The organism is Microbacterium sp. SW12 (genome assembly GCF_055391095.1).
In genome coordinates this window covers 1,840,180-1,853,692 of sequence record NZ_AP024335.1, presented here as the reverse complement: position 1 = coordinate 1,853,692, position 13,513 = coordinate 1,840,180, and the positions used below count along the sequence as shown (strand labels likewise).

The following is a 13,513-nucleotide window of genomic DNA, read 5'->3' as shown; positions in this document are numbered from 1 at the left end:
TCAGCAGATCCGGGGCGCGACAGCGCCAACCGGACTCCGGGCCCGAACAAAGGAGTACGAGATGCAGGAGAAGATCATCGTCGGGGTGACGGATGCTGCCGTATCGCGCCGCGCCGTCGACTGGGCCACCGAGCGGGCGACGATCAGGGGCGACCGGCTCGAACTGGTGTCGATCGTCGGCGGTGCCGCCGGTGTCATCGGTGAAGGCAACATCATCGATCATGCGCTCGAGCTGACACAGAACATGCTGGATGAAGAGGCCGAGCGTGTGCGTGCACGTGGCGTGCCCGCCCGGACACGTGTCGCACGCGGCAAGCCGGTCGAACAGCTCATCGAAGCCTCGAAGGATGCCGCGCTGCTGGTCATCGGTAGCGACTACCGCGGCCCGCTATCAGGGCCGGCTCGAGGTCCGCACGGGATCCGCATCACCGCCGCCGCACAGTGCCCCGTGGTCGTCGTGCCCGACCTCGACCTCACTGGCCGGTCCGGGGTTATCGTTGGCGTCGATGGGTCAGACGTTTCCGAGCTCGCTATCGCCTTCGCCGCCGTCGAAGCAGACCGATCCGGAGAACCGCTCACCGCGGTGAGCAGCTGGTCTCCGGTGGCGCTTCCCCTCTACGTTCGGTCATACCCTGACGACTACCTCCAGATCATGCAGAAGCTCACCGAGGAAGCGCTCGCGATTTCGATCGCCGGTATTCCGCAGCTGTATCCCGACCTGGACGTGCGCCGCGTGGTCGAGAGGAGTGATAGTCCGGACACGCTGATCAATCGACTCGCCTCGCAAGCTCGCCTTACCGTCATCGGGTCACATGGCTACGGCCGAGTTGCGCGTTTCCTGCTCGGATCCACCAGCCAGCAGGTACTCGCCCGCCTCGCCACGGTGACAGTCGTCGTACGGTGAACAGACCGCGCTGGAGGCGCAGGTCAATCCGGAGGTCGCCTGAGCGCGGCTGACAGCGCCTGTTGCGGCAGCCCGGGCGGTCTCAGCCCCGGGATGCCGCGACGCGTGTCGTCAGCTGGTGCGCGTGGGCCAGCAGGATGCGGCCGAGCTCGGGGAGCCGGTCGGGTCCGAATCGGAACTCGACTCCCGTGAGACTCAACGCCCACTGCGGGTGCCCTTCGCGTGTGAAAACAGCGGCCCCGACGCCGAAGCTTCCTTCGACGATCAGGCCCGGGTTGACGGCGTACCCGCGCTCGTGCGTCTCGCGCAGACGGCCCCGAAGCCGCGTCGGGGCGTGAGCGGCACCCCACCGCTCCGGGAGCTCAGGATGCCGCTCGAAGTATGCGTCCACATCGTGGTCTGGAAGGAAGGAGAGGATCGCGAGCCCCGCCGACGCGACGCCCAGGGGAAAGCGCACACCCTCGGACAGTACGAAGGATCGGATGGGAAAGCTCCCCTCCTCGCGCAACAGACACACTGTCTCGTCGCCGCGTCGCACCGAGAGGAAGGCGCTTTCTTCGGTGCGGACGGCGAGCGAGCGCACGATGTCGCGAGCGAGGCTCGTGATGTCGTACCGGGATGCTGCGGCCGTACCCATCAGGTAGAGCTCGGGCCCCGGCATCCAGGTGCCGAGTGCTTCGTCCTGGTCGACGAGCCCCTCGTGGCGCAGCGCCGTGAGGAGTCGGTGGGTCGTCGGGCGGGTGAGATCCGCCCGACGGGCCAGCTCCGAAACGGTGAGGCCCGCAGCGCCTCCTGCCGACACCAAGCGCAGCAGAGATGCCGCGCGCGCGATTGCCTGCGCGCCCGGTACGGAGGGAGGGCTGTCCATGATGTGGACGGTAGTCGTGGTGATGTCCACATCGCAAGCGGATGCTGGCGTCGGCGGGCGCCAGGCGGAGACGATGGTGGTGCGGCGAGCCATTCATGATGCGCCCCGCACCCGAACCGGCAGACCGAAGGAGTTCATCCGTGATCGACAAGACGTGGGAGTCGCCGGCCGCAGCCGTGGCCGACATCCCCGACGGCGCTACCCTCGCCGTCGGCGGGTTCGGACTGTCGGGCAACCCGATGGCATTGATCGAGGCGCTGCACGCGCGCGGCGTCGGCGACCTGTCGATCGTGTCCAACAACTGCGGGGTGGATGACTGGGGCCTGGGCATCCTGCTCGCCGACAAGCGCATCCGCAAGATGACCTCGTCGTACGTGGGCGAGAACAAGGAGTTCGAGCGGCAGTTCCTCTCTGGCGAACTCGAGCTCGAGTTGACGCCGCAGGGCACGCTCGCCGAGAAGCTCCGCGCGGGCGGCGCCGGGATCGCCGCCTTCTACACGCAGACCGGCGTGGGGACCCAGGTAGCCGAGGGTGGATTGCCTCGGCGCTATGACGGGTCAGGCGGCGTGGCCGTCGCTTCGCCGGTGAAGGATGTCCGCACCTTCGAGGTGTCGGGGCGCGAGCGCGAGTATGTGCTCGAGGAAGCGATCGTCACCGACTACGCCCTCGTCCACGCGCTGCGTGGTGACCGTCACGGCAACCTCGTCTTCAACAAGGCAGCTCGAAACTTCAACCCCCTCGCGGCGATGGCCGGCCGCATCTGCATCGTGCAGGTCGAGGAGCTGGTCGAGCCGGGCCAGATCGACCCGGATGCCGTGCACCTGCCCGGCGTGTACGTTCACCGCATCGTCGAGGTCGGTTCCGACATCGAAAAGCGCATCGAGCGACGCACCGTCTCGGTGACCCCGGAAGGAGCCTGAGATGGCACTCACCCGCAATGAGATGGCTGCCCGCGCCGCCCAGGAGCTCGCCGACGGCGCCTACGTCAATCTGGGGATCGGACTGCCGACCCTCGTGCCCAACTACGTTCCCGACGGCGTCACCGTCGTGCTGCAATCCGAGAACGGCATCCTGGGCGTCGGTCCCTACCCGCAGGAAGATGACGTCGACCCCGACCTCATCAACGCCGGGAAAGAGACGGTGACGACCCTGCCGGGCGCCGCGTTCTTCGATTCCGCGACGAGCTTCGGCATGATCCGTGGCGGCAAGATCGATGCCGCCATCCTCGGTGCGATGCAGGTGTCGGCCTCCGGAGATCTTGCCAACTGGATGATCCCCGGAAAGATGGTCAAGGGCCCCGGCGGCGCGATGGATCTCGTGCACGGTGCAGCGAAGGTGATCGTCCTCATGGAGCACGTCGCCAAAGATGGCACGCCGAAGATCGTCAACGACTGTTCGCTGCCGCTGACGGGCAAAGGCGTCGTCGACCGCATCATCACCGACCTCGCGGTTCTCGACGTGACACCCGAGGGCCTCGTCCTCGTCGAGCTCGCGCCGGGCGTCAGCGTTGCGGATGTCGCGGCTGCGACAGAGCCCGAGATCACCGTTTCGAGCGACCTTAAGGTGGAGGCATGAACCACGAGGATGTCGTCATCGTCGGTGCCGCACGCACCCCGCAGGGCCGGTTGAAGGGGCAGCTGTCATCGCTGCCGTCCACGGCGCTCGGCAGCATCGCGATCCGCGGCGCGCTTGAGAAAGCCGGGATCAGCCCCGAGGTCGTCGACGCGGTTCTGGTCGGGCAGGTGCTGCCCGCGGGCGCGGGCCAGAACCCCGCGCGCCAGGCGGCGATCGGCGCGGGCATCGGCTGGGATGTGCACGCATCCTCGATCAACAAGGTGTGCCTGTCGGGCCTCACCGCTGTCATCGATGCCGCCCGCATGGTGCGCCTCGGCGATGCCCGGGTCGTCGTAGCGGCGGGGATGGAGTCGATGTCGCAGGCACCGCATCTGCTCATGGGCTCGCGCGAGGGCTGGTCGTACGGATCGATCGAGGTGCTCGACCACATGGCCCACGACGGCCTCACCGACGCCTTCGACCGCGAGAGCATGGGCGGCTCCACCGAGCGCCACAACGCCCGTTACGAGGTCACGCGCGAAGACCAGGATGCCGTCGCCGCTCGCTCTCACCAACGCGCGGCAGCCGCGTGGGAAGCGGACGTATTCGCCGACGAGATCGTTCCGGTGGAGATTCCGCAGCGCAAGGGCGAACCGAAGCTGGTCACCCGCGACGAGGGCATCCGCCCCGAGACGACTGTCGACACCCTCGCGGGGCTTCGTCCGGCGTTCTCGAAGGACGGCACGATCACGGCGGGCAACTCGTCACAGATCTCCGATGGCGCGTCGGCAGTGATCGTCACGAGCCGAGCGCACGCGGACGAGAACGGGTGGCCGGTCCTTGCCGTCCTCGGGTCGGCGGGTCAGGTCGCGGGCCCCGACAACACCCTTCACGCCCAGCCCGCGCGGGCGATCCTCGCCGCCTGCGAGCGGGAGGGGATCGCCGCCGCCGATCTGGACTTCGTCGAGATCAACGAAGCGTTCGGTGCCGTGGTTGCGCGCTCGCAGGCAGAACTCGGACTTCCCGACGACGTCGTCAACATCCACGGCGGCGGCATCGCTATCGGTCACCCGATCGGGGCCTCGGGCAATCGACTTGTGGTTCATGCCGTCCACGAGCTGCTGCATCGCGGGAGCGGCACGGCAGCTGTCGCGCTGTGCGGTGGCGGCGGCCAGGGTGACGCGCTGATCCTCAAGCGCTGAGCGAACCCTGTCACGCCACCAAAGCCGTCATGCGATGAGCGGATGCCGCAGTTTCGGCATCCGCTCAGTCGTTCCCGCGGCTAGTCTTCGAGGCGTCGCGCGGCGGGGGAGTCGGCCGGAACGGGCTTTCCCTGGTCGATGCGACGCATGTCGACGATCGCGCCGATCGCCAGAGCAACGGTGATGCCCCAGTTGATCCACGCCAGCGCGGTACGCCAGGTGAAGGTGTCCTCCCGGAGCGCGCGAAGGAGCGAGAAGCCTGAGATGACTGCTCCGATGATGCCGGTGCCAAAGAGGTACTTGCCCATGCGAACCACGCTACACATCAGCTCGCCGCTGTCCACCCCCGGGGTCAACCCGGCGAAGCGATTAGCCTGGAAGTGCCCGCGTCCGCCATCGTGAAGGAGCTCGCGTGTCGCAAGCTGATTTCGTCGTCGTAGCCAACCGCCTCCCTGTGGACCGTGATGACGACGGCGGATGGCGGCGTTCTCCCGGTGGTCTGGTCACAGCGCTCGAGCCCGTGATGCGCAAGACCGAGGGTGCCTGGGTCGGGTGGGCCGGCAAGCCGGGGCTCGAACTGGAACCCTTCGACTTCGAAGGCACACATCTCGTCCCCATTACTCTCAGCGCCGACGAGGTGCAGAACTACTACGAGGGGTTCTCGAACGACACGATCTGGCCGCTGTATCACGACGTGATCGCCGCGCCGCGGTATCGCCGCGTGTGGTGGGATGCCTACGTCGACGTCAACCGACGGTTCGCTGAAGCTTCGGCCACCGCAGCCGCCGAGGGCGCGACGGTCTGGGTTCAGGACTACCAGCTGCAACTCGTGCCGGCGATGCTGCGCCGGATGCGTCCCGACCTCACGATCGGCTACTTCCATCACATCCCGTTCCCGGCATACGGCCTGTTTTCGCAGCTGCCGTGGCGTCGACAGGTCATCGAAGGACTCCTCGGCGCGGATGTCGTCGGGTTCCAGCGGGTGGCGGATGCCGGCAACTTCGCCCGGGCCGTCAGGCGCCAGTTCCACTACACGACCAAGGCCTCGGGCATCACGGTTCCCCTCGAGGACGGCAGTACGCGAAACGTCCTCGCGAAGGCGTACCCGATCTCGATCGACGCGGAGTCGTACATCGAGCTCGCGCAGCGCCCCGACATCCAAGCCCGTGCCAAGGAGATCCGCGAGAGCCTCGGCAACCCGAAGACCGTGATGCTCGGGGTCGACCGGCTCGACTACACGAAGGGCATCCGTCACCGCCTCAAGGCGTTCGGTGAGCTCCTCGAAGACGGCAGACTCAGCGTCGAAGACGCGACCCTCGTGCAGGTCGCAAGCCCCAGCCGCGAACGGGTGGAGGCCTACATCCAACTGCGCGACGAGATCGAACTGACGGTCGGGCGCATCAATGGCGACTTCGACACGATGGACCACACCGCCATCCGGTACCTGCATCAGGCCTTCCCGCGCGAAGAGATGGTCGCGCTGTACCTGGCCGCCGACGTCATGCTCGTGACGGCGCTGCGCGACGGTATGAACCTCGTCGCGAAGGAATATGTCGCCAGCCGCATCGACAACCGCGGGGTGCTGCTGCTGAGCGAGTTCGCCGGGGCTGCCGACGAGTTGGGGTCGGCGATCCGCATCAACCCCCACGACATCGACGGCATGAAGGATGCCATCATGCGCGCCATCGAGATGCCGGGGACCGAACAGGGCCGCCGGATGCGCACGCTTCGCCGCCGCGTGCTCGATCACGACGTGAGCGACTGGTCCAAGTCCTTCCTCGAGGCTCTCGCGGCGGCGAAGCGCTAACCGCGAGTTGTCCTTCCCCCATGCGAGTTGTCCTTCCTGACCGCGAGTTGTCCCTCCCTCACGCGAGTTGTCCTTCCTGACCGCGAGTTGTCCCGCCCGATCACCCGAACGGAAAGAACCGAGATGACGAATCCCGACGCCAATCCCGTCTCCGACGCCCTCCCCGCCCCGGTGCTCGAAGCCCTCTCATCCGTCGCGGGTGTCCCGACCCTGCTGGTCGCCCTCGATTTCGACGGCACACTCTCGCCGCACGTGGAGGACCCGATGACAGCGCGGATGCTGCCCGCGGCCCGTGACGCGGTCCATGCGCTGGCCGCGCTGCCGAACACGGTGGTAGCCCTCGTGTCGGGGCGCAGCCTCGTCGACCTGCGGATCATTGCCGAGCACACGGATGACTCACCGATCACTCTCGCTGCCTCCCACGGTGCTGAATACTGGTTCCCCGGCGAGGGGCCGGTTGAGCCCGCCGAGGATGACGCCGAGCGCGGTCTCCGCGATCTGCTGCGCGCCCGCGCCGAAGAGATCGCCTCGGACTACGAGGGCGTGTGGATCGAGCCGAAGACCTTCGGGTTCGGTGTTCACACCCGCAACGCAACCGAGGAGGCGGGGGAGAAGGCAGCAGCCGCCGTGGATGAGATGGTCGCTTCCGCAGCCCCCGACTGGCGTCGCCGGACCGGCAAGAAGATCGTCGAGTACGCCTTCCGGCACGAGGGGAAAGACAGCGCCATCGCGAACCTCCGCGAGCGGGTTCACGCCGACGCCGTGCTGTTCGCTGGTGACGACACGACCGACGAGGATGCCTTGCGCAGCCTGCAGTCGCAGGATCTCGGCATCCACGTGGGCGACGGCGAGACGGCGGCTCGCGTGAGCGTGCCCGACATCCCCGCGATGGCCGCCACCCTGGCCGAGCTCGCGGATCAGCGGCGCCACGCGCAGGAATAGACTTCGTGCATGGCCCCGCACGACAGCACCATTGACATCAAACCTCGGAGCCGGGTCGTCACCGACGGCATCGAAGCCACCACCTCCCGCGGAATGCTCCGCGCGGTCGGTATGGGTGATGAGGACTGGGACAAGCCCCAGATCGGTATCGCCTCGAGCTGGAACGAGATCACGCCCTGCAACCTGAGCCTGGACCGCCTCGCTCAGGGCGCGAAAGAGGGTGTGCACTCCGGTGGCGGGTACCCGCTCCAATTCGGCACCATCTCCGTCTCGGATGGCATTTCGATGGGGCACGAGGGAATGCACTTCTCCCTCGTGAGCCGCGAGGTCATCGCCGACTCGGTCGAGACCGTCGTCATGGCAGAGCGCCTCGATGGCACCGTCTTGCTCGCCGGCTGCGACAAGTCCATCCCCGGGATGCTGATGGCCAGCGCCCGCCTCGACCTGTCGAGCGTCTTCCTCTACGCCGGCTCGATCGCGCCCGGGTGGGTCAAGCTCTCGGACGGCACCGAGAAGGACATCACGATCATCGACTCGTTCGAGGGTGTCGGCGCGTGCCTGTCGGGCCGGATGAGTGAGGCCGACCTCAAGCGCATCGAGTGCGCCTTCGCGCCCGGCGAGGGTGCGTGCGGTGGCATGTACACCGCCAACACGATGGCATCCGTCGCTGAGGCGCTGGGGCTCAGCCTTCCCGGCTCTGCCGCCCCGCCGTCAGCCGACCGCCGGCGCGACGCGTTCGCCCACCGCTCGGGCGAGGCAGTCGTGAACCTGCTGAAGCTCGGGATCACGACGCGCGACATCCTCACCAAGGAGGCTTTCGAGAACGCGATCGCTCTCGCGATGGCTCTCGGGGGTTCGACCAACGTCGTGCTGCACCTGCTGGCGATCGCGCGCGAGGCTGATGTCGACATCACCCTGCACGACTTCAACCGCATCGGCGACAAGGTTCCGCACGTCGCAGACATGAAGCCGTTCGGGAAGTACGTCATGAACGACGTCGACCGCCACGGCGGCATCCCGGTGGTCATGAAGGCGATGCTCGACGAAGGACTGCTGCACGGCGACGCGCTCACCGTGACCGGCAAGACCCTCGCCGAAAACCTCGCCGACTTGAACCCCGACCCGGTGGATGGCACCGTCATCCACGGGTTCAACAACCCGATTCACGAGACCGGTGGCATCACGATCCTGCACGGCTCGATGGCCCCCGAGGGTGCGGTCGTGAAGTCCGCGGGCTTCGACAGCGACGTCTTCGAAGGCCCCGCACGCGTGTTCGAGCGTGAGCGGGCCGCCATGGATGCGCTCGAGGCCGGGGAGATCTCGGCCGGCGACGTCGTCGTCATCCGGTACGAGGGCCCGAAGGGCGGCCCCGGCATGCGGGAGATGCTCGCGATCACAGCTGCCATCAAGGGCGCTGGGCTCGGAAAAGATGTACTACTCTTGACAGACGGCAGATTCTCGGGCGGCACAACCGGCCTGTGCATCGGCCACATAGCACCCGAAGCGGTCGACGCAGGTCCGATCGCCTTCGTGCGCGATGGTGATCTGATACGGGTCGATATCGCAGCTCGCTCCCTCGACCTACTCGTCGACGAGGCTGAGCTGAGTTCCCGCCGGCAGGGCTGGGAGCCGCTTCCTCCGCGCTATACCCGTGGCGTCCTCGCCAAGTACACGCGACTCGTGCGTTCGGCATCCGAAGGCGCGACGACGAACTAGGCGTTCCTCTCTCGCAACTCTCGACATCCATCGCAAGGAATCATCATGTCTTCCGACATCGCCACGGCCGTGCCCCGGCCCCCCGCTCGCAGCGCCTCGGCGCCTGTGATGACGGGCGCTGAGGCGGTCGTCCGTTCACTCGATCTGCTGGGTGTGTCCGACGTCTTCGGGCTTCCCGGCGGCGCGATCATGCCCGTCTACGACCCGCTCATGGACGACGAGGCTGTCCGCCACATCCTCGTCCGCCACGAGCAGGGCGCCGGGCACGCAGCCGAAGGGTATGCCTCGGCATCCGGCAAGGTCGGTGTTGCCATCGCGACCTCGGGGCCGGGGGCCACGAACCTCGTCACGGCGATCGCGGATGCCTACATGGACTCCGTGCCGCTGCTGTGCATCACGGGCCAGGTCTTCTCGAGCCTCATGGGCACTGATGCGTTCCAGGAAGCCGACATCGTGGGGATCACGATGCCGATCACGAAGCACTCCTTCCTGGTCAAGCGTGCCGAAGACATCCCCGGCGCGATCGCGGCTGCCTACGAGATCGCCTCGACGGGTCGCCCCGGTCCCGTGCTGGTGGACATCACGAAGGATGCCCAGCAGGCCGAGGCGCCGTTCATCTGGCCGCCGCAGATCGATCTGCCGGGGTACCGGCCGGTGACCAAAGCCCACGGGAAGCAGATCCAGGCTGCGGCTCAGCTGATCGCGGAGGCCGAGAAGCCGGTGCTCTACGTCGGCGGTGGCATCATCCGCTCCCGCGCTTCGGAGCAGTTGCTCGCCCTGGCAGAGGCTACCGGCGCGCCGGTTGTCACCACGCTCATGGCCCGGGGTGCGTTCCCCGACTCGCACGAGCAGAACCTCGGCATGCCCGGCATGCACGGCACGGTCCCCGCTGTGCTGGCGCTGCAGGAGTCCGACCTCATCGTGGCGCTCGGTGCCCGGTTCGATGACCGGGTCACCGGCAAGGCATCGCACTTCGCGCCGCACGCGAAGGTCATCCACGTTGACATCGACCCCGCCGAGATCTCCAAGATCCGTGCCGCTGACGTTCCGATCGTGGGTGACCTGCGCGAGGTTCTCGTCGATCTGGATGCCGCGTTCCGCGCGAACGCCGACGCGGGCCGTGCCGACACCAGCCAATGGTGGGCCTACCTCAAGGGTCTGCGCAGCGAGTTCCCGCTCGGATACGCCCCGACGACCGATGGACTCCTGGCGCCCCAGAAGGTGATCCAGCGGATCGGTGAGCTCACCGGCCCCGAGGCCGTCTACGCCGCCGGCGTCGGACAGCACCAGATGTGGGCTGCCCAGTTCATCAAGTACGAGCGCCCCAACGCCTGGTTGAACTCGGGCGGCGCCGGCACCATGGGTTACGCGGTTCCCGCGGCGATGGGCGCGAAGGTCGCCGAGCCGGATCGTGTCGTGTGGGCGATCGACGGTGACGGATGCTTCCAGATGACCAATCAGGAGCTCGCCACCTGCGTGCTGAACAACATCCCGATCAAGGTTGCGATCATCAACAACTCGTCGCTGGGGATGGTGCGCCAGTGGCAGACGCTGTTCTTCAACGGCCGCCACTCCAACACCGACCTGAACACGGGCCACGGCACCGCACGCGTGCCCGACTTCGTGAAGCTGGCTGAGGCTTACGGATGCCTCGCCCTGCGCGTCGAGAAGGAAGACGAGATCGACGACGCAATCCGCACCGCGCTGGAGACCAACGATCGCCCCGTCGTCATCGACTTCGTCGTGTCGGCAGACGCGATGGTGTGGCCGATGGTGCCCCAGGGTGTCGGCAACAGTGAGATCCAGTACGCGCGTGAGCACGCCCCGACCTTCGATCAGGAGGACTGAGCCATGACAAGTCACGTGCTGAGCCTTCTGGTCGAAGACAAGCCCGGCCTGCTCACCCGCGTTGCGGGCCTGTTCGCCCGCCGTGGATTCAACATCGAATCCCTCGCGGTGGGCGTCACCGAGGTGCCGGGCCTGTCCCGCATCACAGTGGTCGTGGATGTCGAAGGGCTCCCGCTCGAACAGGTGACCAAGCAGCTGAACAAGCTCGTGAACGTCATCAAGATCGTGGAGCTCGACCCCGCGGCATCCGTGCAGCGCGAGCACATGCTCGTGAAGGTGCGTGCCGACAATGCGAGCCGTTCCAGCGTGCTCGAGGTCATCAACCTGTTCCGCGCATCGGTGGTCGATTACGCTCCCGAGGCGATGGTCGTCGAGATCACCGGCGATAAAGGCAAGGTTGAAGCGTTCCTGCGCGCGATCGAGCCCTTCGGTATCAAGGAGCTCGCCCAGTCGGGCATGCTCGCGATCGGCCGCGGCGGCAAGAGCATCACCGAACGGGTCCTGCGGGGCTGAGAAGACCACGCCGATCCGCTCCCGGTCGTTGAGCGGGCTCGGCGAGAACAAACGACCACAATCGCACAGTCAAGGAGAGACACCCCCATGGCCGAAATGATCTACGACCAGGATGCCGACCTCGCCCTCATCCAGAGCAAGAAGGTCGCCATCGTCGGCTACGGCTCGCAGGGCCACGCCCACGCGCAGAACCTGCGTGACTCGGGCGTCGAGGTCGCCATCGCGCTGAAGGATGGCTCGAAGTCCGCGCCCAAGGCGCAGGAGGACGGTTTCGAGGTCAAGTCCGTCGCCGACGCCACCGCGTGGGCCGACGTCATCATGATCCTCGCGCCCGACCAGCACCAGCGCGGCATCTACAACAACGAGATCAAGCCCAACCTCGCACCGGGCAAGACCCTCGCTTTCGCGCACGGTTTCAACATCCGCTTCGGCTACATCGAGGCTCCCGAGGGTGTGGACGTCATCCTCATCGCCCCGAAGGCTCCCGGCCACACGGTTCGTCGTGAGTACGTCGCAGGTCGCGGCATCCCCGACATCATCGCTGTCGAAAAGGATGCCTCGGGCAGCGCCTGGGAGCTCGCCAAGTCCTACGCGAAGGCCATCGGCGGTACGCGCGCCGGCGTCATCAAGACGACCTTCACGGAAGAGACCGAGACCGACCTCTTCGGCGAGCAGGCGGTGCTGTGCGGTGGCGTGTCGCAGTTGATTCAGTACGGCTTTGAGACCCTGACCGAAGCCGGCTACCAGCCTGAGATCGCCTACTTCGAGGTGCTGCACGAGCTCAAGCTCATCGTCGACCTCATGTGGGAGGGCGGCATCGCCAAGCAGCGCTGGAGCGTCTCGGACACCGCCGAGTACGGCGATTACGTCTCGGGCCCGCGCGTCATCGACCCGCACGTCAAGGAGAACATGGCGGCGGTTCTCGCCGACATCCGTTCCGGTGCGTTCGCCGAGCGGTTCATCAACGACCAGGACAACGGCGCCGTCGAGTTCCTCGAGCTGCGCGAGAAGGCCGCAAAGCACCCGATCGAGGCCGTCGGCAAGGACCTGCGTTCGCTGTTCTCGTGGAAGCAGCAGGACAAGGACTACGTGGAGGGCTCGGCCGCGCGCTGATCTTCACACCCTCTTCCGCCGAACCCACACCTCCGGCCCCGAACCCACCTGTTCTGCGCGAGCAGCTCAGTGGGTTCGGGCCGGGACGTGTGGGTTCGGTCGTGGGTAGGCTGAACTCGTGAGCACCGACCGCGACGACGACGCCCTCTCGTGGGGGATGACGACCCGACGCTCGACGCGGGTCCCTCGCTGCCCCCGGGTTACGTCGCCGTCGGCAAGGGGAGCGAGGCGATCGCCCCGACGTCAGCGCCGGCCGCGGATGCCGAATCCGACTCTCGCTCGGATGCTGCAGCTCCCGCGCCGGAAGCGGAGCGGGCGGATGCCGACACCGACGACGCACCCGCAGCAGGCCCGAGCAACGCTGCGCTCATCATCCTCGGCGTCTTCGGCGGCGTGTACGCCCTCGAGAGCATCGGGTGGATCATCGGGGGCCTGCGGCTGCAGCAGTACGCCGAGTTCCTCGTCGCGCCGCTGGCCTATCAGGTGAGTCTGTGGCTAGCGGTGCTGACCCCGCTCATCTGGTTCGTCACGGTGTTGCTGCTGACGCGAGGCGGTCGGTCCTGGGTTCGGATACTGCTTCTTGTCCTCGGGGCGCTGCTCGTGCTGCCGTGGCCGTTCATCATGGTGGGGGCGATCGGACAGTGAGCGAGAACACCAACGAGCCGACCGAAACCTCGGTGTCGTCATCCTCGACGGCGTCTGCACCGGCCGTACGTCGCACCGCCCTCCCGGTGTGGCTCATCGCCACGATCGCCGGCTTCTTCGGCCTGTTCTACGCCTATGCCGTCTGGAACGCCGTCGCCTTCCTGATCTCGCAGGCCACCGGCCCGCTCGGACTCAACGGCGGCGGCTGGGCCCTGCTGCTGACAGCCATCGCCTTCCCGATCATCGTGTTCGCCCTCGCCTTTGCCATCGGGTGGAAGCGACGCGCCGGAGCCTTCGCGCTCATCATGCTGTCGGGCCTGGGGATCGTCGCGGTGTTCTGGATGAACGTCATCGCCTATGCCGCCGTCTACGGCGCATCGCTTCTCGGAGGCTGAGCCGAC

Annotated in this window: 14 protein-coding genes; 12 read left to right on the top strand and 2 right to left on the bottom strand. The window is 67.0% G+C overall.

Annotated elements, in window-relative coordinates; genetic code table 11:
- The first annotated feature begins 61 nt into the window (after positions 1–61).
- Positions 62–904 (top strand): universal stress protein, encoded by an 843-nt coding sequence (locus tag MICSW_RS09365; RefSeq protein WP_292729744.1) that lies wholly within the window; start codon positions 62–64, stop codon positions 902–904.
- An 82-nt stretch (positions 905–986) separates the two neighbouring features.
- Here the strand turns inward: MICSW_RS09365 and MICSW_RS09360 are convergent, their stop codons facing one another.
- Positions 987–1,772, bottom strand: coding sequence for an IclR family transcriptional regulator (locus MICSW_RS09360; protein WP_292729747.1), 786 nt, complete (start codon positions 1,770–1,772; stop codon positions 987–989).
- 140 nt (positions 1,773–1,912) lie between these two features.
- Between MICSW_RS09360 and MICSW_RS09355 the strand changes: the two genes are divergently transcribed.
- From MICSW_RS09355 to MICSW_RS09345, 3 genes are read left to right on the top strand one after another with little or no spacing between them, the layout of a single operon-like run.
- Positions 1,913–2,692, top strand: coding sequence for a CoA transferase subunit A (locus MICSW_RS09355; protein WP_228178074.1), 780 nt, complete (start codon positions 1,913–1,915; stop codon positions 2,690–2,692).
- 1 nt (position 2,693) lies between these two features.
- Positions 2,694–3,347, top strand: coding sequence for a CoA transferase subunit B (locus MICSW_RS09350; RefSeq protein WP_228178075.1), 654 nt, complete (start codon positions 2,694–2,696; stop codon positions 3,345–3,347).
- Positions 3,344–4,528 (top strand): acetyl-CoA C-acetyltransferase, encoded by a 1,185-nt coding sequence (locus MICSW_RS09345; RefSeq protein ID WP_292729754.1) that lies wholly within the window; start codon positions 3,344–3,346, stop codon positions 4,526–4,528. The genes MICSW_RS09350 and MICSW_RS09345 overlap by 4 nt, the downstream gene beginning before the upstream one ends.
- 80 nt (positions 4,529–4,608) lie before the next feature.
- Here MICSW_RS09345 and MICSW_RS09340 read toward each other — a convergent pair whose 3' ends face one another.
- On the bottom strand, positions 4,609–4,836 hold the full coding sequence (locus tag MICSW_RS09340) for a hypothetical protein (protein WP_228178077.1): 228 nt from the start codon (positions 4,834–4,836) through the stop codon (positions 4,609–4,611).
- A gap of 104 nt (positions 4,837–4,940) precedes the next feature.
- Between MICSW_RS09340 and MICSW_RS09335 the strand changes: the two genes are divergently transcribed.
- From MICSW_RS09335 to MICSW_RS09300, 8 genes are all read left to right on the top strand, one after another.
- A complete protein-coding gene (locus MICSW_RS09335; RefSeq protein WP_464495389.1) occupies positions 4,941–6,335 on the top strand; it encodes an alpha,alpha-trehalose-phosphate synthase (UDP-forming) in 1,395 nt (464 codons plus the stop codon).
- A gap of 123 nt (positions 6,336–6,458) precedes the next feature.
- Positions 6,459–7,277 (top strand): trehalose-phosphatase, encoded by an 819-nt coding sequence (otsB, locus tag MICSW_RS09330; protein WP_228178079.1) that lies wholly within the window; start codon positions 6,459–6,461, stop codon positions 7,275–7,277.
- 9 nt (positions 7,278–7,286) lie between these two features.
- Positions 7,287–8,993 carry a dihydroxy-acid dehydratase gene (gene ilvD / locus MICSW_RS09325; protein ID WP_228178080.1) on the top strand — a complete coding sequence of 569 codons (1,707 nt, stop codon included), beginning with the start codon at positions 7,287–7,289 and terminating at the stop codon, positions 8,991–8,993.
- 45 nt (positions 8,994–9,038) lie between these two features.
- The gene (locus tag MICSW_RS09320) at positions 9,039–10,841 is read left to right on the top strand and encodes an acetolactate synthase large subunit (protein WP_228178081.1); all 1,803 of its coding nucleotides are present in this window, start codon (positions 9,039–9,041) and stop codon (positions 10,839–10,841) included.
- A gap of 3 nt (positions 10,842–10,844) precedes the next feature.
- Complete coding sequence (gene ilvN / locus MICSW_RS09315) at positions 10,845–11,354, top strand: acetolactate synthase small subunit (RefSeq protein ID WP_228178082.1); 510 nt, start codon at positions 10,845–10,847, stop codon at positions 11,352–11,354.
- Between the two features lie 87 nt (positions 11,355–11,441).
- A complete protein-coding gene (gene ilvC, locus MICSW_RS09310; RefSeq protein ID WP_228178083.1) occupies positions 11,442–12,467 on the top strand; it encodes a ketol-acid reductoisomerase in 1,026 nt (341 codons plus the stop codon).
- A gap of 150 nt (positions 12,468–12,617) precedes the next feature.
- A complete protein-coding gene (locus tag MICSW_RS09305) occupies positions 12,618–13,112 on the top strand; it encodes a DNA polymerase III subunit gamma/tau (protein ID WP_464495384.1) in 495 nt (164 codons plus the stop codon).
- Complete coding sequence (locus MICSW_RS09300; protein WP_341578793.1) at positions 13,109–13,507, top strand: bacitracin resistance protein; 399 nt, start codon at positions 13,109–13,111, stop codon at positions 13,505–13,507. Before MICSW_RS09305 ends, MICSW_RS09300 begins: the two co-directional genes overlap by 4 nt.
- Positions 13,508–13,513: the final 6 nt, after the last annotated feature.

Bases quoted from the DNA above. Each gene is read 5' to 3' on its own strand.
- ilvD (WP_228178080.1), top strand. From the start codon at position 7,287: ATGGCCCCGCACGACAGCACCATTGACATCAAACCTCGGAGCCGGGTC.
- MICSW_RS09345 (WP_292729754.1), top strand. From the start codon at position 3,344: ATGAACCACGAGGATGTCGTCATCGTCGGTGCCGCACGCACCCCGCAG.
- otsB (WP_228178079.1), top strand. From the start codon at position 6,459: ATGACGAATCCCGACGCCAATCCCGTCTCCGACGCCCTCCCCGCCCCG.
- ilvN (WP_228178082.1), top strand. From the start codon at position 10,845: ATGACAAGTCACGTGCTGAGCCTTCTGGTCGAAGACAAGCCCGGCCTG.
- ilvC (WP_228178083.1), top strand. From the start codon at position 11,442: ATGGCCGAAATGATCTACGACCAGGATGCCGACCTCGCCCTCATCCAG.
- MICSW_RS09350 (WP_228178075.1), top strand. From the start codon at position 2,694: ATGGCACTCACCCGCAATGAGATGGCTGCCCGCGCCGCCCAGGAGCTC.
- MICSW_RS09365 (WP_292729744.1), top strand. From the start codon at position 62: ATGCAGGAGAAGATCATCGTCGGGGTGACGGATGCTGCCGTATCGCGC.
- MICSW_RS09340 (WP_228178077.1), bottom strand. From the start codon at position 4,836: ATGGGCAAGTACCTCTTTGGCACCGGCATCATCGGAGCAGTCATCTCA.
- MICSW_RS09320 (WP_228178081.1), top strand. From the start codon at position 9,039: ATGTCTTCCGACATCGCCACGGCCGTGCCCCGGCCCCCCGCTCGCAGC.
- MICSW_RS09360 (WP_292729747.1), bottom strand. From the start codon at position 1,772: ATGGACAGCCCTCCCTCCGTACCGGGCGCGCAGGCAATCGCGCGCGCG.